Source organism: Candidatus Lokiarchaeota archaeon, assembly GCA_014730275.1.
Lineage (GTDB): Archaea > Asgardarchaeota > Thorarchaeia > Thorarchaeales > Thorarchaeaceae > WJIL01.
This window is the reverse complement of the sequence record WJIL01000052.1, coordinates 1-21,379: the sequence shown is the minus strand read 5'-3', so window position 1 is coordinate 21,379 and position 21,379 is coordinate 1. Positions and strand designations below refer to the sequence as shown.

The following is a 21,379-nucleotide window of genomic DNA, read 5'->3' as shown; positions in this document are numbered from 1 at the left end:
AATAAAGGATTCATATCTATACACCAACCTTTGCCAAAGCTTTTAGCGAATTGATGTCACCACAATCCTCGGCCGAGGTGGCCCAAAGGTGCCTCAACAACTAACTGTGGACTATACGAAGTGTACTGGGTGCAGGCTCTGCGAATTGGCCTGTTCAGCCCATCATGAGAACAAATTCCAGCCCAGCCTGGCTAGGTTGAAGATTGTTCGCTATGATGATTTAGGAGTAGACGTGCCGAATGTCTGTGGCCCATGTGAGGAAGCGCCATGTGTCGATGTTTGTCCAACTTATGCCATGCGAAGGGACCCAGTTACAGGAATGACCTATGTTGATCATGATAAGTGCATCCTCTGTAAGTCCTGTGTTGGAGCATGCGTTAACGGTGTTATTCGTCTTGATACTGACAACATGAGAATCATCAAGTGCGACCATTGTGGCGGCGATCCTGAATGTGTCAAGATATGTCCAACGGGAGCAATCCAGTTTGGTTCACCTGCAAAAACCACAGTAGTTGACAGACATGACAAGGCTGAAGCGTATCTTGCAGAAATGGCCCGCACAGCAAGCGAGGGTGAATCGTAAATGGGTTTTGGAGGATATCAGGGTACAATAGTACGTGCCGACCTCAGCAATAATCGATTCAAAGAGGAATCCCTTCCCAAAGCATGGATACAGGATTACATAGGTGGTGACGGATTCGCTGCTAAGATTCTGTTTGAGGAGGTGCCTCCTGAATGTCGGCCATTAGATGAAGAGAATAAACTGATTCTTGCAACTGGACCCGTTACGGGAACTCTGTGGCCCACAAGCGGCCGGTCTGCTTTCTTCTCAAAAGCCGCACTAACCGGCATATGGGGCGAAAGTCATGTTGGTGGGTTCATTGGGCCCGAACTCAAGTATGCAGGCTATGATCTTCTTGTGGTTGAAGGTCGTTCTGAGAAACCTGTTTACATCAGTATTACAGATTCGGATTTACAGCTCAAGGATGCTAGTGATTTATGGGGCAAAACGACAGATACTGCAACTTCCCAGATTCGTCGCCTCCAGGGCGATCCAGATACACAAGTTGCTGCGATTGGCCCAGCCGGTGAGCATGGTGTCCGGTTCTCTTCAATAATTGTTAATCATGCACGAGCCGCTGGTCGAACTGGCATGGGTGCCGTCCTTGGTTCGAAGAACGTGAAAGCCATCGCTATCCGCGGCCGAGGAGCCGTCGAAGTACACGACCACGAATCTTTCATCGACTTGGCAAAAAGGGCTCACAGGAGAACTCGTGAGAATCCGCAGGCTCAGGAGATGAGCAGGTGGGGTACGTGGTCCCTAACAGCAACCAAGCAGGAAATTGGCGAACTCCCGACCTACAATCACCGCACTGGTGTTTTTTCAGGTTGGGAGAAGCTTAGTGCTGGATATATTCGCCCACGATACACGGTATCAGACAGAGCCTGCTTCGGTTGTAGTATCGGCTGTAAAAAGGTCAACTACATCAAAGAAGGCGAATATGCTGGAACATTGGAAGAAGGACCTGAATACGAGGGGCTTATGGCATTTGGAAGTTCACTAGGAATTGATGATTATCCAACAACACTGAAAGCAAACGAAATCTGCAACAAGTATGGAATGGATATAATCTCGGCAGGAACGACTATTGCATTTGCTATGGAATTGTACGAAGAAGGTATTCTTACAACGGAAGATACCGGTGGATTAGAGCTAGAATGGGGAAGCAAGAAGGCCGCCATCCAGCTTCTTGAGATGATTGGTGAACGTGAAGGTTTGGGTGAGCTGTTATCACAAGGAAGCAAAAAGGCAGCTGAAGCAATTGGTCCTGAAGCTGAGAAATTTGCTATGCATGTTAAGGGTCTTGAAGTCTCGGGTCAGGATGGGCGCACTCACAGAAGTATTGGCTTAGCCCATGCAACTGCTGCCCGTGGAGCAGACCATTTGCGAAGTCTGGTGACTGTTGATCAGCTCGGATATGAAGATGTTGCAGCGAAGCGATGGGGCAAAGACAAACTACCTGAGATAATTGATCCTTATACCGAGAAGTACAAGGCTGCGGCTGTGGTCGAAACTGAGAACGCATATTGCATTCGTGATACCCTGATTGTTTGTTGGTATTCTGTTTCGTGGCCACCAATCTTCTGGATGGAAGATTTCGCTGAACTGTTACCTTTGGTTACAGGAATTGATGAATTCGGTAGTGTTGATAACCTGAATCTGATTGCAGAACGACAAGTGACCCTCAAACGTCTATTCAACGCGCGGGAAGGCATTACGCGTGCTGATGATACGTTGCCAAGTAGATTCACAAAGGATCCCATGCCTGAGGGGCCTGGAAAGGGTCAGACAGTTGACTTGGATCCCATGCTCAATGCATACTATCGAAGACGTGGCTGGGACAAAGAAACAGGTTTACCTACTGATAACATAATCAAAAATCTCTCGCTCGACTGGACGAGAGATTTCATGAACTAGATTTCAGCCGGGATATCTACATCCGTACATAGTCCACTCGATGTGTGGCACCACAGTTGGGACACTCGTACTGGTCTGGACCAACCCAATCTATTTCCTGCCAGGACAATGGAGCTCCACAGTGACTGCACTTGTCCTTGATTACTGGTTTTACAAATACTGTACCACTGGCTTGACTGCCCGAAGTGACTTGCATTTCTTCTTCCGTTTCGGTTGCTTTTGCCATGGGTGAGGTTTTCTCATAATCCTGAATATCATACTGTGACAGTGGATGTCGAGCCTTGATGTAGTCGTACGGGCGTACCAACCAATCTAGATGGTCATCGGGGACTGTATCCCATGCTCTTGCTTGCCAGACCCTCAACAAATGGTCCTGCCTTGGAACCCTGCCCCGGATTTTGAACTCACCTGTCTTGCATTCCATCTCGAGTTCATTTTTCTTGGCTTCAAAGGTGTGAACCCAGTGCATCGGGAAAATGTACAACTTATTCTCCCGAGAATCTCGTTGATATAAACGGTAATTTGTTAAAATGAACGAATCCGGATAATATGTAAAAACTTCTTCGCCCTTTATCCATGCATATATGCGATAGAAGTGTAGTGAGAACTTTCGATGGTACCCGATAGTCGTCCAATGGTTATAGGGGTGTCTCTCATGTACAAAGGGTACAGATGACATTTCGCAAAGTTTCCGTTGATCACCTACCTTCAGGCTGTCGAATTCTCTCATACTTAGTGCAGAACGTAGCTCTTCTCGTTTCGGCATTTTGCCAATCACGTTGACAATACCGTTGACGACCTTGAACATTGCTTTGTTCGATGTCAGTTTGTATTCTTTGATTATGTGAAGTGGAAGACTGACACTGGTTTTTGAACCGCGGTCGTATTGGATCAGACGATAATTACTCACAATGTATTCATTGCCCTGCGCGAGCTTTCGCTCACCATCAATTGGGATGTAGACTAGAGACGACAATATGGAAACACCATCTTATGACTATCGTGGGACGTACCTCTCTTTTCAATTAAAAGGTTGACCGTATCTATTACCTCTCATATCTGCAAATGGTTACTTGCGAGGAATCGATAGATACAGAATATCATTATAGCCGAGTATTCCGAAGCCAGATGGGTTTTCTAATTTCACATGATCGTCACTGATTTCGTTAACTTGCACATTCGGGATTTTAGCTAAGGTATCCTTTTGCTGATAGCGCAAATAAACCGTAAATGTTGTTTCGGTATTCTTCAAATCCTCAAATATCCGCTTCCAATTTGTTTCAGCCAAGCTTTTTTTCCTCCGCTGTCCTGTGCCCTCTTTATCCTGATAGGGAATTTAACCCTTGCTGAATGTTGAATTACAGGAAATCATCTTTGGTTCCGATGTGAGGTGTAAGCCCTAACTGCTCGAAAATATCCTCTAGGATTGTGGATGTGCTTACCTCTGATATTTGCCGAAACAGGTGCGTACCGCATTTCTTCTTACAATCCGATGCTCCGAATCCAGCGGGTCCGTTCACGAAATGATTGCTCATCTTAATTCTTAGTGCCACATCGCATTCCCTTGATTTCTCAGTCTCCGCCCATATCGCGCTTTTCTTTTCTGCGTCCTTATTGAGAAGGTAATCGATATGCCAATGAACAGTTTTTTCGTCGGAGAAATGACGAGCCAGTCTATTCTCCAAGCTTGTGGAACCTGTTCCCATCGCAGAACCAACATAAACGTAAGGTCCCTTATCGAGAGTCAAATCTCCCAACCCTCCAGCTGCAAGATTCAGTCGGTTTGTGACATCGACTATCAAAGTGTATACGCCCTGCATCCTGATTGTCCTCTTTGTTTTCTATTTCCTATTTCTTGCTCTTCATAGATTGTTTTGCTACACTCTTGATGAGTCGTAGTGATTCCCCACTTGTTAGAATACCTGCCTCGAGTTCTCTCAGGATTCGATAGACTGACGGGCCAATCATACTCCACCCATCATTATGGAGCCTGCTGAGGAAATTACATCCAAATCTTTCTCGATGCGGTGGGAACCCTCTTTTCTTCAATATTTCCTTCATGCGGTATTTCGTCAAGGAAAGAAGTGCTGGCAAATGGATTTGTATTATCCCACCCAGCTCTTGAATGGCTTGCCTTCCTGTTGGAAGGCTTTGTCCAGTTACTATCATATGATGACCATTTGATGTCGCTTCTTCAATCACTTTCCCCATTATTGTGGCATGACATTCACCACAGGGATGAATCAGCCCTTCTTTGGCCCTATTCATGATATCCTGGATCAGATTTGGTGCATGAATGATTTGACAGTCTATCCGAATTTCTCTACAGAATTCCTGAATAGCGTCTATATCTGGTGGGGGAAGTATTCTGGGATCCGGAGATACAGTGTAGGCGTTACAGTCAACTTGGGCTCGTTCTAGAATGACTAAGGCAGCAGAGCTGTCTACCCCTCCCGAATAAGAAGCCGCCACTCCCCCATTTTTGTGGTAGGCCTCATAGTCATGTACTGATTGAACAGGAAAGGCAATTTCTAGGTCGATGAGCCTTTCGAAAACTGTAAGGAGCGATTGATTTTCGGATTCAACCCTTTCTTTAATTTCATGTATCCTCGATTTGCTTGCTCGGAGTCTTACTTGTCTGAGAGCCAACTCGTCAGAACCATGGAATGCTACATCCTTCCCGATTCTTTGTGCTAACTCGGCTACTATCTTTCCTCCCCGCCCTATGCACTGACTCTTTTCGGCTCTATCTGGCACAATCGCATGAAGCTGGCCTTCCGGGTGTTCTAAGACCCGTTGTACTTGCGGAGGAGCCCCTCGGGTAAGATTCAGTCTTCTACGTGTCTCGTCTAGCAGTCTCGTTAGTTCCTCTGCATCCATTGAACGGGCCACCCATTATAGCAACAGGGTCGATACCATCTTAAGTTGCTAGGTCGAGTATCATAATGCAAAATGATTTCCGAGATACTCCCTGACGTCTATAGAATAGAAGGCGACTATGTAGGGGAATATGGCTACTTGTCTGCTTATCTGCTTGCAGCTGAAGATGAGTGTTTGATAGTTGATCCCGGCACGGCTGGCAGTCCTGGTGAGAAAATACTCGCGGCTATCAGAAATATTGGATTGCAACCCTCTGAGGATGTCAAAGCTATCCTTTGTACTCATGCTCATCCTGATCATGTCGGTGGAGTGAAAAACATCAAGAAACGCACTAGAGCCTCTGTGATTATTCATGAACAAGATGCTCCTCTCCTTCGAGACCCCGCCATGTTCACCAAATCGCGTTTGAAAATGACTCTTTCAGACCGAATTGTCATGAAATTTGAAAAAGGACCGTTGCGAGTCAACTACGATGGTTTGGAACCGGATAGAATCATCACCGATGGAGATTTGGTGCGTTTTGGCAATCACGAACTCCAAACACTACATACTGGTGGGCATTCTGCAGGTCACTGCGTATTTTATGATCCCGATCGAAAAACGCTGTTCTGTGGAGATGAGATAAACAATTTCCCTCATAATCCCCGGAAGTTCTACGTTGATTTATCTGGAAATCTGATTTCCAAGAGGAGTGCTCTAGAGAAAATCAGGGATTTGGATATTGATTTTCTTCTTCCTACTCACGATATACCACATCTTTTCGACGATGTGAACGTACAAATCGGAGAGACCCTAGAAGGCGTAATAGCGTTCCAGAACTGTCTTCTAGAACATCTCAAGATTCGAGGAGAAGCAGACATTGAACAGCTTGTATTTGATATTACCAAATCCAACTCGGTGCCATACCCGAAGGAAATGAAACCCCTATTACCGACAACTGTTCTCGTAGGACTTAGAAGTCTAGAAAAGGCGGGATTGATTTATCAAGAAGAGAGTATTTGGTATGTGAATAGTCACTAATCTAGCTATAACTTCTGTTTTTATGTTATTTTTGTGATGGAAACCTATATACGGACTAGCTCGGGGGAGAAGCGTGGTGGCTATTTCCTGTGACTAAACGATTCGTTCCTCATGGAGTGATGCCTGCCTTAGTTACGCCATTTACTAGACATGGCGATATACATGAAGAAGGCCTCAAGCAGGTAATCGATTACACTATTGAGAAAGGAGCTACAGGGGTAGTTCCTGCTGGGACTACTGGCGAGTTCGTCTATATGCGGACGGAAGAGAGAAAGAAGCTTCTCAAACTAACAGTAGAGCATGTAGATGGTCGGGTTCCTGTTGTGGCAGGAACTGGAGAGAATAGCACGGAGGCCACAATTCGGCTTACAAAATATGCTGCTGATGTGGGCTGTGATGCAGCTCTAGTTGTGTCGCCTTTCTTTCTACGACCAAGTGATAAGGGATACTATGATCACTATGCGGAAATCGCAAGAGAGGGAAATCTTCCCATTATCATGTACAACATCCCGCAATGTACGCTTGGAACTTTGCAATCCAACATAGTTCAAGACCTGGCGGACCTCGACAACATTGTTGGCATAAAGGATAGCGGTGGTGATATTGGCCATACGATGGAGCTAATACAGAAAGTTGGTGATAAAATCCCAGTGCTCATTGGTCACGACGAGTGCTTTCTTTCAGCTGTTTCTGCAGGGGCAAGTGCCGCCATTATGGCTTCAGCAAATATCATGCCACACATCTGGCTTGAAATAATGGACAATATCAAAAATGGCAATTTGGACGAAGCACGGCAAAGGCAATTGGACGTTCAAACGCTTTCCAGAATAGTCACACGGAACGGTGGAGCTCCCCCTGTTAAAGCTGCCCTTAAGATGATGGGGATTGAAGCTGGTTATTCCCGAATGCCTCTAGACTCGGGAGGAACCCTTACGCGGGAACTTAAGGAAGAAATAAGATTGGAACTTGAAAAGCTAGCACTCATAGATACTCCTTCCAGAGAACCAGTCAAGAAGGAACCTGATATACGTCAACTAGCTACCGAACTTGGCTTTGATAACCCCAATTTTGAGGAATGTAACCTCACAACCGAGGCAAGTGATACAGTATCGGTTACTGTTCTAACTGGGAACAAAAAATCTATAGCTGGCGATCTATTCGTCAGACTACTTACTACCCCCAAGCAGGGTTATGAAGGTCTTACTGTTATACTAGAGCCAAATCTGGCAGTTAGGCCAAGCTCATTGATGGTCCCTGCAAGAGGAATCCAATCAATGCGTCAAGCATCTCTCTTCTACGGGCCTGTTCAATCTGGTGCTGCAAAGGCGATAGCAACAGCTGTAGATTCTGGTTTCATAAAGGAAGAGCAAATTGGTGACACTCTGATGATTCTGATGCTAGATGTGGACCTAGATTCTCGTAATCGTAGGAAAATAGTTGCAACTACTGAAGAAGTGGTCGGCAAAGCAATGAATTCTATTTGGAGCTGAGAGAATGAGTAACGAATTCAAATTTGAAGGCGTCTATCCGGCTCTCGTTACACCATTTGACGAGACTGGCGTGAACGAGTCACAGTACCAAGATCTAATCGAACATGTTATTCGGCATGGTGCTACCGGAATTGTCCCCTGCGGCACTACCGGTGAATTCACTAGCATGACTTTCGATGAACGTCTGGAGGCTATTCGAATTGCTTGTGAAACAGCAAACGGAAGAGTTCGTGTTATGGCCGGTACTGGCGCCCCATATACGGCTGACGCAGTAAGACTCACCAGACGAGCGGCAGAAATGGGTGCAGACACCGCCCTCGTTGTTACCCCCTATTTCCTCAAACCCTCCACAAAGGAAATCTACGAGCATTATTCGAAAATAGCAGAGGCCAGCGATATTCCCATCTTCTTGTACAACATTCCACAAGTAACTGGCGTCAAGCTTGACTGGAAGCTGGTCGATGGGTTGCGAGAAATAGACGGGGTTTCTGGAATGAAAGATTCCAGTGGTGACTTGGTCAACCTTACCAGCATTCTGCTCAGACGACCTCATGATTTTCAAGTAGTTGTTGGTCATGATCAAGTTGCATTTCCAGCTCTTGCAGCAGGTTGTGATGGCGCTATACTCATGAGTGCCAACATATTTCCCGACCGTTACATTGAGATGCAAAATGCCTTGTCGGGTGGTAATCTCAATGATGCAAAGGTTGTTCAAAGGACAATTCAGAAGACGGTTCGACTACTTGTCAATAAGGGTGGCGGAATTGCAGTCAAGGCTGCTCTGAATATGATGGGTATCACCGTGGGTGATGCTCGAAAACCCCTTCTTGAGGGCGATCTATTCAGCTTCGAAGACCTAGATGAGCTTAGGACCTGCCTAGAGGACCTGCAACTAATTCCAAGGGGGCCTGTAGCCTTTCGAATGGGTGATAGAGAAATAGTTGCGGAACAGTATCCAAAGGCTGTCGGAATTGTTCCTGATGTTGTTGAAGACCTGACTCTGTTGCATGGCGAGTCTTTGTGTGGTGGCGGTCATGAGGTTGCTCACGTGGACTTGTTGATGGGCATCAAAACAGGCCCGATGAAACAAGCTTTAGAAACAGCAGACAAAATCATGAAAGGGTTCCATCAGTCAAATACAATCAAAGACTTGCAACCCACTACGGTCTTTGCCCCAACAGTAAATATCACTGATGAATCGCACAAGGATATGGTCTACAATGTAGCCGAGAAGGCAGTTGCTGATGCGGTTACCCGAACCGTGACCGACCAGATCATACCTGAGGAATTGGTTCCGGATCTTGTTATTGCAGTCAATGCTTTTGTTCATCCAACCGCCAATAATCGTCGGAGAGTACACATAAACAACTTCCGTGCGGTCAGGCATGCCCTGAGGAGAGCCATTGAACAAAGACCCGAGATCTCTAAGGTCGTAGCACAGAAGGATTCATCACGACATCCTTTTGCCTATAGCCCCTAACCAGAGAACACTACAATTATAATGGAGTACCCTATCCACAGGTTAGCAAATCTGAGTGCCATTCCGGCAATACCTCCACGAATTAGCACTTAAGCATGACTCGAAATCTTGGTGCATCAGCATGACCTATGAAGAATATAAGAAATGGCTTGATGGCTTAATTCGGTCAGTTAGCTCCGATAGCTTGGACGGATTCTTAGAAGATGGCGAAAGCATTGTACTTGAGAGCGATTATGGCCGCGTCTCTTTGACAAGGAACGGTAATGAGGTACGAGCGAAACCAACTTCTGATATTGGGGGTGAAGTTAGCTATCGACTTGATAAAGGAGTTCTTTCTGATTCCACAGATTCCAAACTGAGATTCGAATGAGATTTGGGATTGTATGATTTTTTCTTCTAGCCTGATCTAAAGAGTAAGATGAGAGAAGGTGTGGCAAGCCTCAGCCTGCTCTTGGATAATCATTGCCTTTCGGCTCATACAGGGGTAATTGCAACGTCATAGACCGCCACATCTCGTATTCTTAGAGAAGCTTTATGAACTATTTCTTGTATTCTTTGTGCTCTTGCTCGCTTTTTCACAATCCTAATCAGATGTTGTGAGTTTTAATTGGATGATAGATGATGATTGATCGTTCGAGGATTCTTGCTCTTCTGGAAAAACTCGTGGCGACTAATAGTGAAAATCCACCTGGTAATGAACGCGCAGTTGCTGATGTGCTCTGCAACCACCTTGCTCAGTATGACATTCACGCTAAAGAAGTTGGAAACGATAAGAATCGTCCAAATCTTGTTTTCTCCACACATGATGGTGAATTTGGAAATCTCCTGCTACATGGCCATATGGATACTGTCCCGGTTGGATCGGAAGATAACTGGTCCTATGATCCATTTGGAGCTCAGATTTCTGATGGCCGTCTCTATGGCCGTGGTGCGTGTGATATGAAGGGGCCAGTAGCTGCCCTAGCTGAGACAATGATTCAGTACAAAGCTGAGAACCATGATACACCATTAGTTATGCTTGCTACATCGGATGAAGAGGCTGGACTTGGGGGTGCCCAACAAGTTGCAGAGAGTGGTATCCTGGAAGGTATTGAATGGGGCATATGTGCTGAACCAACGAGCCTAGGTATTCTCTTGGGCGGAAAAGGGACTTTCTGGACCCGAATAATGGCAAAAGGAAAGTCAGCTCATGGTTCAAGGCCCCAAGAAGGAATCAATGCTATCTCCTTGTGTATGGAAGCTCTAGAAAGCGTTGCTGGTGAAGAATTTGCATATGATGAATCACTACTGGGCAAGCCTACAGTTAACATAGGTGTAATCGAAGGCGGCACAAAAATCAATGTTGTTCCAGAACATTGTGAAGCCCAAATCGACATGCGGACAGTTGAAGGTCAGACTTCTGAATCTATATTGCAATCCATGAAAGAACGATTACAGGATGCAGGTCTAGAGGAGAGCATCGAGATAGAAATCATTGATGCTCATCCACCAGTTCTTACACCAAATGATGCAGAAATAGTGAAAATTGCAGAGAAGGTTATATCTGAAACTACAGGACGGCATCCTGACATAGCTACCGCTACATACGGAACTGATTGTTCAGTCCTACAGCCGGAGGTGGGGATTATGAATATCATCTGTGGAGCTGGATCGATAGAACAGGCACATCAACCTGACGAGTACATAGAAATTGACCAATTGCTCGATTCGGTTGATATCTATCTCAAGATTGCACGCCATTTTGATGAAAACCGCTGACTGCCACATATTGGAGTGCCTTTGTCACTCATATGATGCTCTCAGAGCAATAAGTGCCGCAATTCCACCGCCGCCAAGACCATTTCCGATATTCACAACTGCTAATCCCGGAGCGCAAGATTGAAGCATGGATGATAGAGCGGTCTCACCATTCCCGCCATGCCCGTATCCAATGGGCACAGGCACACCAATTACTGGGATATCAACTAACGAAGCCACAACAGTAGGTAATGCCCCTTCCATTCCGGCAAATACCACGATTGCATCCACGCCCTTCTCTCTTATCTGTTCAAGAGGTTCGATAAGCCGATGGATGCCAGCTACGCCAACATCACGAAATCTCAGTACTTCGACTCCCATTACTTCTGCAACGGCTTCTGCTTCTTCTGCGAAGAATTCATCCGAAGTTCCTGCGGTAATAACTGCGATCGTACCGCCACGCCTTTTGGGCTTCCAATCAGGATGATGAATTAGCAGAGTTATGTGGTTGTTTCCTCCTCTGACATCGAATTCGAAATCTTTCAGATAATCCTCCAAGTATTCGACTTGTGCTTCTGAGGCTCTCGTTGTGAGCACGAACTTCTTTGCTTCCAACATACCCTGAATAATTTTCGCGAGTTGTTCGCTCGTTTTTGTTTCTGCCATAACAACTTCAGGAATCCCGCTTCTATGCTCTCGACCTGGGTCGATGACAGCTAGGCTCCCAATTTTTCGCAATTCTAGCCTCTTGAGTTTTTCTTCCGCCTCATTCACATTGATTTTGCCAGCTGATAGGGCCTCTAGAATTTCACGAACCTCGTGCATCACTCTTACTCATTCCTATTGATATCCTCACTGCATAAAGTGAGAAACCTTAAAGTTCCATATTCGTTTATGGATGTTTACCTTTGTTCCTATGAGGGTTGAGAATAATGCAGTTTCCTGAAGCGATTGCTGACTTATTGGAGCCGCCAATGTTGATAGTCCTGTTTGGTGTGATTCTTCTAGTTGTTGTCCTATACTGTGCTCGAAAAACACCTGATTTTTCAGATGACTAGTATTCTTAGATAAAGTACAATGGAAGCTCGTAGAAACCTTAAAGTTGACCTTTACTGCTGTTGCTAGTAGAAATAGCTATTTGCGAGGTCAAACAGGAATGCAATTCCCTGATTCGTTTGGAGATTTTTTGAGCTCACCGATGTTTCTCATCTCTCTTGTTTTGGTTCTAGTAGTTGTTGTTCTTTATTTTGCTAAGAAGAAGATGATTAGCCCTGCAGATCGATCACCGATTCAGAAGGTCAAGCATATGCATTCCGTTATTAAAAAGGGAAATCAACCAGATATTCCGGTTACCCGCTCTCGACAGGATATCATTACTGAATTGTTCGAAAGCAAAATGAACAAGATTGGTCTAGAGCCAGCAAGTGAAGCCGGTTTCATTCCTGTATCAACTGGTGATTTTGCAGATTATATGATTGAACATGGCGTAGATTCCGAGACTATGAGGGCCATTCTTGACGACTTGCCAACTCTTAAGAGACAAGAAGTGTTCGATGTTGTTGAAGCAGCCGCTGAAATGCAAGACGCAAACTTCACAACTCGGGAAGTAGAGAAGGCAAAGCAACTAGCTCTCAACGAGTGGAAGCGTCAGCAGCGCAAATAGAGGCTACTATCAATGACTGAATTGCTGCATATGAAGGACAATTATGTGAAGGCATTTGATGCAAAAGTAGAGAAAGTTACGGATGATTCAGTAGTCCTCAATCGCACTGCTTTTTATCCGCGCGGTGGAGGGCAGGTAGGTGATCATGGATTACTTGAGGTTGGAGGCAAGGAGTTTCGGGTAGATCAGACTACTAAGAAAGGCCAGACTGTTTATCATAAGATTGATTTATTGGAGGGCATTGAAGTTGGTGCTGAAGTTCACGGTGTCATTGACTGGGAACGAAGATATCGCTGTATGCGATTTCATACCGCCCAACATATCCTGTCTAGATACCTCCAGAAGAACTACGGACTTGAGACTGCTGGCAGTATGATTAAGCCAGACCATGGTCGTGCTGACTATCAGCCCATTGATGATTTCGATGATGATATGAAGCGGGACGCGGAGCAGGCTGTCAATTCAGTTGTTGAAGAAGGTATTGATGTAGAGATGCGCTTTATGCCCCGCGAAGAAGCTGTCGACTTTTTAGAATCACGGGGTTATCAAACAAGGTACATCGAAATGGTACCTGATTTCGTGAAGACTTTCCGCATTATTGTCATAGGGGATTACGACGCTGCTTCCTGTGCTGGTACTCATGTTGCAAATACAAAGGAAATTGGTGGGATACGAATCACCAAAAACAAGAACATGGGCTCAGAGAAACAGCGAATCTATTTCCATCTTGATGATTAATGCGTGCTTTGGCATGCAACACATACTAGCTGAAATCACTTGTTCTTCTTCGCGGGTGTTGCGAAAGGTTATATTGGTTATGCGGACAGCTGGGAATGCGTGTCGGTGATGAAGGCTCTTGTCTTGACAGCAGGGAGAGGAAAAAGACTCAGGCCGTTGACCGCCAATAGATCTAAGTCAATGCTGATGATTGCTGGTCGTCCTGTGTTGCAATATATCATTGATAGCCTCAAGGCTAATGGAATCAAGGACATCATCATTGTCCTTGGGCATGGCAGGGAACAAATTGTTGATCATTTTCAACACGGCGGGGATCAAGAAGTCCAGATTGGATATGTTTTGCAACACGAACAGAAAGGTGTAGAACATGCAATGCTAACGGCTGCTCCTGAATTGGAGGATGAAGACGAGTTCCTGCTGGTGAATGGAGATGTTCTCGTAGAAGATGAAATGGTGTCACGAACGCTCAACAATCACGAAAACATGAATGCGGATGTGACGATGTTAGTGACACTGGTATCGAATCCCGCACAATTTGGCACGGTCAAAATGGGACGGAATGGACGTGTTGAAAAACTGGTCGAAAAAGGTGGTCCTGAGCGATACGTTAGCAACTATGCCGTTGCGGGTGTTTCTGTGTTCACAAGTGAAATCTTCGATATGCTAAGAGAACATGAAACGATGGAGAAGGCCATTGGAGAGATGATTAAGAGCGAAAGACGAATCGTTAGTACTGTCTGGGAGAAAGAATGGGCTGAATTCACTTGGCCATGGGACATCCTGAAAGCAAACAGAATCGTAATGGATCGAAAATTAAAGGGACGAGGCAGTTTCATCGCCGAATCTGTCGAGGTCGGAAAGAACGTGGTCATTGAAGGCCCAGTATACATAGATGAGAATGCAATTATCCGCCCTGGTACCACACTCAGAGGTCCACTCTATATTGGCAAGAGAGTTCACATTGGGAACAATTCCTTGATACGAGACTACTCTTGTCTGTGTGATGACGTTCACATCGGATATTCTGTTGAAATTCGAAACTCCATGATTTTCGAGAAGGTCAATGTTGGCAGAATGACATATGTGGCCGACTCTATGGTAGGTACCAACAGTTGCATAGAGGCGGGAGCTCAATTGTGGAATTGGAGGCCTGGCTCAGAACCTTTCTTCTTTGAAAACGGTGATGAGAAAATTGAGGTGCCTTTGAGCAAGATTGGTGGCATCATTGGAGATAACGTGGTAATTGGTGTTAACGCCTCTCTTTACCCAGCTGTGAAGATTGGGGAAGAGAGCATGATTTCGCCTGGATGTGTCATAGATAGAAACATCCCTCCACGCAAGAATGTTTCCGTGAAACAGAAGCTCATAGTTTCAGAGCGTGAGGAGGAACCCTGTTAGATTGTCTCTTCCTTATGCGCATGTTTTTAAGAATGAAAACGACGGTTCGCGATGACCTCAACGAGAGGACCTAGTATTCTACTGGGGCCTCTAGAAATATCTTAGGAGAGTGCTCACAATTAGTAAGAAGAAATGGGGCCGATCAACTGCGAAGAAAGAGCGGGTAGTCAGAGATGCTATCCCCAAAGATGACACCGCTTCAGATATCAAGAGTTACGTACTCAATGCCAAATCCGTGACGCCGTACGATCTAGCATCTAAGTTCAATATACGCATGAGTGTTGCAAAGAAAATGCTCAAGGAGTATGCGGATGATGGAGAAATTGTACCCTTTATTCATGAAGGAGGTGTTAGTGTCTATACTACGCCTGAAGAGATGGAAAAGCAGGGTCAAGAACCGAGTCCGCAAATTGAGGTCGTGGCAAGCACTATCAAGAATGTACCATTGATGAACGACGAAATGGAATCAGCCATTGATGTTGCAACAGAAGATGTACCAGTGAAACCGGGTAGGGCTGCTCGAAAGAAGCGTGAAGAACGCGAGAAGAAAGCAAAGAAGAAGCCTAAACCTAAACCCGAAGCTGTTGAAGAAGTTGAAGAAGAACCCAAGAAGAAACCAGAAAAGAAGGCCAAACCAAAGAAGAAAGAGAAGAAGGCTCCCGAGAGACCTGATCTGAAAGTAACTGAAATATCTGGTATTGGTCCCAAGACCGCTGATAGTCTGACAAATGCTGGCTTTGATAATGTAAGAGCGATATCCGAAGCTGATCCTGATGAATTGGCCGACAAAGTAGATGGGGTTGGTTCAAAGGGTGCGGCTGATATGGTTTATGAAGCAAAGAAGATGATACAGGAACTCGAAGGAGAAGAAGTACCTGAGATTTCTGATATCAAGGGAATTGGCCCAACCTTGGAAAAACGCTTGATTCTTGCCCATTATGATTCAGTGAAGGCGCTTGCTGATGCCGAATCAGAAGAAGTGGCGCAGAAAGTTGAAGGCATAACCGTTGATGGTGCCAAGCGAATCATAAAGGAAGCAAAGGATCTTCTTAAATGAGCATAGTGCCTCGAAAGAAGTTGATAGGAAGTAACTGAGAATAGGGAGAGCAGCACCCTAACTGCTCTCCATTGCTTGTTTTTCTTGGGAATATCTACTTCAGATCTGCTATTTTCTTATCCAATTCCTCTAGCTTGTTATCCAGTTCGCTCTCCTTTTCCTTGTATTCGTCTTCTGGAATGTATCCACGCATATAATCAAATCGAAGATCTGTGAGCTTTGCTTTGACTTGATCTTGTTCTTGAAGGAGCAGATCGAGTTCGCCGCTTTCTTCCTCTGATTCTGGTTCAACTTCTGGTTCTGGTTGAGGTGGTTTTGGAGCTGGTTCAGTGGTCGGTTCTTTGGGAGGAGCCTCTGGCTCTTCTTTTTTGACTTCAGATACCTCTTCAACCTCTTGAGGGGTTGGTTCGGGTTCAACCTTTGGTTCTGGTTCAGGCTCTGGTTCAACCTTTGGTTCTGGTTCAGGTGGTTTTGGAGTTGGCTCCGGGGTCGGTGAAGGTGTGGGTTCCGCCGATGAGGTAGCAGCTTCAACACTTCCCATTTCCTCCATGCGCTCCATGTTCTTGCGCAGTTCCTCTATTTGTTGAGCTATCTCTGTGAAGCTCTCGTTCATAGTATTGGTCAGTGCTGTTTTCATGCTGGCAAAATTCTTTGCTAAATCATCTGCAAGCTTTTTTGTCTCAGATACATTCTTGGCAAACCCCTCAATTGCCTTTAGTTTCTGCATAATTTCATCAATGTCAAACGCCATAGGATAATCCACCTTCAGTTGATAGTGTCTCTACTGTTTTCTCGTGTCTTACTGTTCTTATTATTTTTGCTAGTGTCTTGCTAATCTTGTCTTATCTAATTGTCAGCCTTCTTTCCGTCACCAGAATCTTCAGCTTTTCCTTCCAAAATGGCCCTCCGGATGATTTGAATAAGCCTATCCCGATAGGATACGTCGATTGCTACTAGCTCATAGGTTTTAACACCGAGTATTTTACCAACTCTATCAGGCGTTAATGCTGTTGGAAGGTCCTGCTTATTGGCGATACCTATGATTTTCGCATTCGGTACTTTCTCTTTAACAAGGCCAACCAGTTTCTTGCTTTTAAGTACATTTTCGAGGGTGCTGTCAGTGACAATAACAACAACCTGAGCATTCGCAATCATCTTACCCCATAGGATTTTGAACCGTGATTGACCTGCAAGATCCCACAACACTATGTTGGCATTTTCAACTTCTGATGGCAGCTTCTTGATGGTAACACCAATTGTGGGATCATGTTTCAGCGGTAATGTTTCCCCGCGTAGCAGATGCAAAGTCGTGGTTTTCCCTACCCCTGCAAAACCAAGAATCGCTACCTTTACCATCGTTACAGCCAGACTATCTATGAAATTGTCAAGTCCTTCAATTGCTTTTCCGGCTTCATATACCGGCACGAATTTCTCCATGAAGACGGTTTCCAGTTGCTGAATCTTCTCGGTTATTTGCTCCATATCGTCTGCCTTGTCTGCGACAAGAAGAAAGGTGTAGTCTCCATTTACTGAGTAATAGAGTCGTGAAGTGGCTAGATTCATGAATTCGATTTGGTCTCCCAAATCCTGTGTTGAAAGAAACTCCGTAAGATTCAGCAAGAAGTCGATGAGAGCCTCTCTTGATGCCGGCTCCACATATTCCTTAGAATGAAGCAAGCTGTTATGGGGCCCAAGAAGGTATACTCCGCGTATCAACTGTTTTCACCCTCCCATTGTTGTATAAGTAACTCCAAGTACTCCTGTGCAGCTTGTCTTTTTACTTTCTTGCTTCTAACTTTTTTTGCTACAGCTGGAAGGACAAATTCCGGCATAAAACAATCAATCCTAGGATTTGAGAGCAGTGCCCATGTACCTTCTTTTCCAATATTAATTGCTATATGATTGTTACGTAATACTCTCAAGGAATCCCTGACGATTCTCTTCGGCAAAGCAGTTTCACTGACAATCTCTTCCACATTACATGGCTTCTCCCGAAGTGCTTCAATAATCCTGTAATGAAAGATGTTATCCATAATCTCTGCAATTTTTTGTCTATCTTCCAAAATGGGAGAATTCGGGTCTGTTACTGGCAATGATGGATTATAGCCTCCCTCCCCCTCGGGGGAGAAGAATTCCTTGACTTGTTGTCTGTATTCTTCGGCGAAATTCATCTGCTGATTCTCAACATTCAGTAGTGCTTGAACTGGGGGTGCTCTGTAGGCAAATACATCTTTGATGAGAAATACCATTTCTGAAGCCTTGCCAACCATTTTCACTTCTACTGCTCCAGATTTCATCAGGGGTTTAACGATTTCGCGCAAATCCATATCTTCACTCTTGACCTGGTTTTTCAACCAAATGGAAAGCGAAGCAGCCTTCTCCAATCCGCCTTCATTTTCATCTTCTAGTCTTTCAAGTAGTAGTGCAGTGGATGGTGTGGTAAATATCTCCGTGAAAAGCTGTTCCTGTGATCGTTTGGGAAGTGTACTGCCTTCCTTGAGAATCTGTCCCAAATCGAGCTTATCCGGTGTTTCGATGGCTAGTTCGGTAATCAGTCTCCCCATACCTATAAGCTGATCACGTATTATCTCCGGTTCTTCATCAGGACTGAGGATAAAACAGACAAACCACGCTGGATGGGTTATTTGAGTAAAGGAGCCAATTCTTTTTCCTTCTGATTCAAAGAATTTTATCTGCTCCTTCTTGCCTGTCTCATGTTCATAGAAGATTACATTCAGAAGCTTTTCACTCAATCTCAGCGTGGTGGGGTGTTTCTCCTCAACAAGGAAACCACGCATATCATCCAAGCGGACAACAAAGACTCCTTCAGGCATTTGAAGCTCCAAGACGCGATTGTGCTTTTGACATAAATGTTTAACCCTGCTGTGATGATGACTCGTTTATTTTTTCATATTTCCATATTTGGTTGTAGCATATGATTAGAATGACATTTAGTCGGCATTTTTCAGAATCTGAACGCAGACATCTATAGTTCGCCATGTTCGGGAGAAAAGAGATAACATCAAGCAGGTTCCTTGAGAAAGCCAGAAAAGATGCTATGTTCAAAGAAGTTACAGCCTATAACGAAAAAAGTAGGTACATCCAACACAATTTCGGAAATGTCCTCCAGATTCTGAACAGAATCAAGTAGCTTGTTTTTGACCCCGAACAAAGGTTTTCATTGAATCACAGAGATCAGGCTATTTATGACATATAGCTCTTCTTTTGTTACTCTCTCGTTAGGATTTAATACCCTCAAGCTAGTATCTGCCCATAGTCAATGAGACACCCTGTGATACTCTGAAACAGTATGTTCCATTGCTAAGGTGAATAAACTATGAATCGATTTTCCCATATTCTCTTTGCTTTCTTCCTATTTGTTTCACTTTACTCGTTGATACACGCATTCAGTGTCTGGCAATCCAGCTTTGGTGTTCTTAGAGATTTGCTTATCTATTATGCTGCTGGCGGCCTAATCCTCACCGTTATTTCGGTGCCAGTTCTTTACTACAAAGCGCCGCATCGAGGTAGTAGCAGCCGTTCATTCGGGAATCTTGGTGCCATTTCTGCCCTATCATTTGTTACATTCGGTATAGGCTCATTAGGTGGTTCTCTGGTGTATCAATGGCGAACTGCTATCCCAATCGTGGGCAATATCTCTATCCTCATTGGAGCTCTAATCATGGTTGTGGGTGCAGAAATGCCCGATTTTGACATACCACTGCTTGGCATTTCTCGTCACCGAAATGTTGTTTTTCACTCTGCCATTCTCCCACTCCTAATCACCGTGACGACCATCACGAATGTCGCATTGAAAATTGCTTCAGCTGAGACATTCAGAATTGGAGCTGAAGTTGAGTATTATATTACTGCACTCTTCTTGCTCGGATATGCAAGTCATCTTTTTCTAGACATCTATCCAAGTAATGCTAGTCCATTCGAAATCATCTGGAGGGTAGTTAGCCCTTATGATGAGGCTCCTGTTGGTTTGAAAGCGGTGGGTCCTCTAAAGGTTAGCAAATCCAAGGCGAAACATTGGCTTGTGGGTAACGGTTTCTTACTTGTTCTGGTTGCAGGAGTTCTTCTTGCCCTGTACTTCTTCAACTTGCCAGTATTTTCGCCATAGTCTAATCCAACAGTAACCGGAAACATATATGCAGGTCCAAAGAAAGAAAGTATGGTGCTGGTGATATGGACGGTCTTGAACTTGAGATTCGCAAGTTGGTTCTGCAGAACGCTGTGAAATACGATGGTCAACCAAGCGTAAAGTCTGTGATGTCTGCATTGCTTGGGTCCAGAGCAGATCTTCGTTCCCGTGCAGGAGAAGTAAAAGAAATTACTGAGCGCCTAGTACATGAAATCGAGAAGGAATCTCTTGAAGCTCAGCGGAGTGAGTTGATGGAACTAGCTCCAGAGCTTATTGAGGAGGAAGAAGAAGAGCCCGAGGAAGAAGAACCTCCTGAGCTGCCAAATGCTGACAAATGGGATGATATTGTCATGCGGCTCGCACCGTTTCCGTCGGGAACACTTCATGTTGGAAATGCACGAATGGTCATTCTCAATGATTACTACGTCAAACGATATGGCGGCAAACTCATCCTAGTGTTTGATGATACTATTGGCTCCGAAGAGAAGAAAGTCGAGCCTGAAGCATATGATTTAATCCCCGAGGGGCTGGAATATCTGGGTGTTGATTGGGATGAAACGGTCTACAAATCTGACAGGCTGGAGATTTTCTATGAATACGCAGTTGATTTAATCAAGAAGGAAGAAGCCTATGTCTGTGATTGTGACCCCGAGCTGTGGAGGAATGAATACAAGGTATTGTCCAGGCCTTGTCCATGCCGAGACTTGTCGGTTCATGAGAATCTAGCGCGATGGGAAAAAATGCTAGATGGAACTTACCCTGAGAAGGGAGCAGCCGTCCGTATCAAGACAGGCATGGATGATCCGGATCCTGCAATGAGAGACCACGTTATTTTGCGAATCTCCGAAGCTGAACACCCCCGAGTTGGAGATCGTTATCGGGTATGGCCGATGCTGGAGTACTCGTGGGGCATAGATGACCATGAGCTTGGCATCTCCCACATTATCCGTGGGAAGGACTTGGTGAAAGAAGGAAAAATCGAGCAACACATCTGGCGGATTTATGGGTGGGCCGAACCGGAATTGATCTACTATGGCCGCCTAAAATTCAAAGATGCCACATTGAGCAAAAGTAGAGCCAGACGAAAAATACTGAGCGGTGAGTATACTGGTTGGAGGGATCCCCGGACTTGGAGCCTCCAATCCTTAGAACATCGTGGTATTCATCCTGATGCCCTTCGGAAAGCAACTTTAGATCTTGGGCTAAGCCTGAATGACATCACATTTTCTATGAAAGCTGTATATTCCGAAAACCGAAAGATTCGTGATTCTGATGCACCACGAGCATTCT

The 21,379-nt window shown here is 44.9% G+C and carries 21 protein-coding genes; 13 read left to right on the top strand and 8 right to left on the bottom strand.

Annotation, left to right across the window (positions count from 1 at the left end; genetic code table 11):
- Window positions 1–49: 49 nt before the first annotated feature.
- Together GF309_05640 and GF309_05635 are read left to right on the top strand one after the other, a co-directional pair.
- Entirely contained in the window at window positions 50–583 is a 534-nt protein-coding gene (locus GF309_05640; protein MBD3158255.1) for a hypothetical protein, read from the top strand.
- Window positions 584–2,479, top strand: a complete 1,896-nt coding sequence (locus GF309_05635; GenBank protein MBD3158254.1) for an aldehyde ferredoxin oxidoreductase — start codon at window positions 584–586, stop codon at window positions 2,477–2,479.
- Window positions 2,480–2,495: 16 nt separating this feature from the next.
- On the opposite strand, the gene GF309_05630 is transcribed toward GF309_05635, so the two are convergent.
- The 4 genes from GF309_05630 to GF309_05615 form a co-directional block, all read right to left on the bottom strand.
- Window positions 2,496–3,455, bottom strand: a complete 960-nt coding sequence (locus GF309_05630) for a hypothetical protein (protein ID MBD3158253.1) — start codon at window positions 3,453–3,455, stop codon at window positions 2,496–2,498.
- A 93-nt stretch (window positions 3,456–3,548) separates the two neighbouring features.
- Entirely contained in the window at window positions 3,549–3,767 is a 219-nt protein-coding gene (locus GF309_05625) for a hypothetical protein (GenBank protein MBD3158252.1), read from the bottom strand.
- A gap of 70 nt (window positions 3,768–3,837) precedes the next feature.
- Window positions 3,838–4,299, bottom strand: a complete 462-nt coding sequence (locus GF309_05620; GenBank protein ID MBD3158251.1) for a DUF123 domain-containing protein — start codon at window positions 4,297–4,299, stop codon at window positions 3,838–3,840.
- Between the two features lie 28 nt (window positions 4,300–4,327).
- A complete protein-coding gene (locus GF309_05615) occupies window positions 4,328–5,359 on the bottom strand; it encodes a hypothetical protein (GenBank protein MBD3158250.1) in 1,032 nt (343 codons plus the stop codon).
- Between the two features lie 72 nt (window positions 5,360–5,431).
- On the opposite strand from GF309_05615, the gene GF309_05610 reads away from it, so the two are divergent.
- From GF309_05610 to GF309_05590, 5 genes are all read left to right on the top strand, one after another.
- A complete protein-coding gene (locus tag GF309_05610; protein ID MBD3158249.1) occupies window positions 5,432–6,379 on the top strand; it encodes an MBL fold metallo-hydrolase in 948 nt (315 codons plus the stop codon).
- 89 nt (window positions 6,380–6,468) lie between these two features.
- Entirely contained in the window at window positions 6,469–7,869 is a 1,401-nt protein-coding gene (dapA, locus tag GF309_05605) for a 4-hydroxy-tetrahydrodipicolinate synthase (GenBank protein ID MBD3158248.1), read from the top strand.
- Window positions 7,870–7,873: 4 nt separating this feature from the next.
- Entirely contained in the window at window positions 7,874–9,349 is a 1,476-nt protein-coding gene (gene dapA, locus GF309_05600) for a 4-hydroxy-tetrahydrodipicolinate synthase (GenBank protein ID MBD3158247.1), read from the top strand.
- 121 nt (window positions 9,350–9,470) lie between these two features.
- Entirely contained in the window at window positions 9,471–9,719 is a 249-nt protein-coding gene (locus GF309_05595; GenBank protein MBD3158246.1) for a hypothetical protein, read from the top strand.
- Between the two features lie 248 nt (window positions 9,720–9,967).
- A complete protein-coding gene (locus GF309_05590) occupies window positions 9,968–11,107 on the top strand; it encodes an ArgE/DapE family deacylase (GenBank protein MBD3158245.1) in 1,140 nt (379 codons plus the stop codon).
- Window positions 11,108–11,131: 24 nt separating this feature from the next.
- Here GF309_05590 and larB read toward each other — a convergent pair whose 3' ends face one another.
- Window positions 11,132–11,911, bottom strand: a complete 780-nt coding sequence (larB, locus tag GF309_05585; GenBank protein ID MBD3158244.1) for a nickel pincer cofactor biosynthesis protein LarB — start codon at window positions 11,909–11,911, stop codon at window positions 11,132–11,134.
- Between the two features lie 331 nt (window positions 11,912–12,242).
- Here larB and GF309_05580 point away from each other — a divergent pair, with 331 nt between their 5' ends.
- From GF309_05580 to GF309_05565, 4 genes are all read left to right on the top strand, one after another.
- A complete protein-coding gene (locus tag GF309_05580; protein ID MBD3158243.1) occupies window positions 12,243–12,749 on the top strand; it encodes a hypothetical protein in 507 nt (168 codons plus the stop codon).
- A gap of 12 nt (window positions 12,750–12,761) precedes the next feature.
- Window positions 12,762–13,487 carry an alanyl-tRNA editing protein AlaX gene (locus GF309_05575; protein MBD3158242.1) on the top strand — a complete coding sequence of 242 codons (726 nt, stop codon included), beginning with the start codon at window positions 12,762–12,764 and terminating at the stop codon, window positions 13,485–13,487.
- A 108-nt stretch (window positions 13,488–13,595) separates the two neighbouring features.
- On the top strand, window positions 13,596–14,885 hold the full coding sequence (locus GF309_05570; protein ID MBD3158241.1) for an NTP transferase domain-containing protein: 1,290 nt from the start codon (window positions 13,596–13,598) through the stop codon (window positions 14,883–14,885).
- 109 nt (window positions 14,886–14,994) lie between these two features.
- Complete coding sequence (locus GF309_05565) at window positions 14,995–15,942, top strand: hypothetical protein (GenBank protein ID MBD3158240.1); 948 nt, start codon at window positions 14,995–14,997, stop codon at window positions 15,940–15,942.
- A gap of 94 nt (window positions 15,943–16,036) precedes the next feature.
- Here GF309_05565 and GF309_05560 read toward each other — a convergent pair whose 3' ends face one another.
- From GF309_05560 to GF309_05550, 3 genes are all read right to left on the bottom strand, one after another.
- Window positions 16,037–16,693, bottom strand: coding sequence for a hypothetical protein (locus tag GF309_05560; protein ID MBD3158239.1), 657 nt, complete (start codon window positions 16,691–16,693; stop codon window positions 16,037–16,039).
- 95 nt (window positions 16,694–16,788) lie between these two features.
- Window positions 16,789–17,658 carry a GTP-binding protein gene (locus GF309_05555; GenBank protein MBD3158238.1) on the bottom strand — a complete coding sequence of 290 codons (870 nt, stop codon included), beginning with the start codon at window positions 17,656–17,658 and terminating at the stop codon, window positions 16,789–16,791.
- Window positions 17,655–18,776: a hypothetical protein gene (locus GF309_05550; GenBank protein ID MBD3158237.1), complete on the bottom strand. Its 1,122-nt coding sequence runs from the start codon at window positions 18,774–18,776 to the stop codon at window positions 17,655–17,657. The genes GF309_05555 and GF309_05550 overlap by 4 nt, the downstream gene beginning before the upstream one ends.
- A gap of 503 nt (window positions 18,777–19,279) precedes the next feature.
- Between GF309_05550 and GF309_05545 the strand changes: the two genes are divergently transcribed.
- Window positions 19,280–20,068, top strand: a complete 789-nt coding sequence (locus GF309_05545) for a hypothetical protein (protein ID MBD3158236.1) — start codon at window positions 19,280–19,282, stop codon at window positions 20,066–20,068.
- A gap of 65 nt (window positions 20,069–20,133) precedes the next feature.
- Window positions 20,134–21,379 (top strand): glutamate--tRNA ligase (gene gltX / locus GF309_05540; protein MBD3158235.1); only part of this gene is annotated, 1,246 nt, incomplete at its 3' end.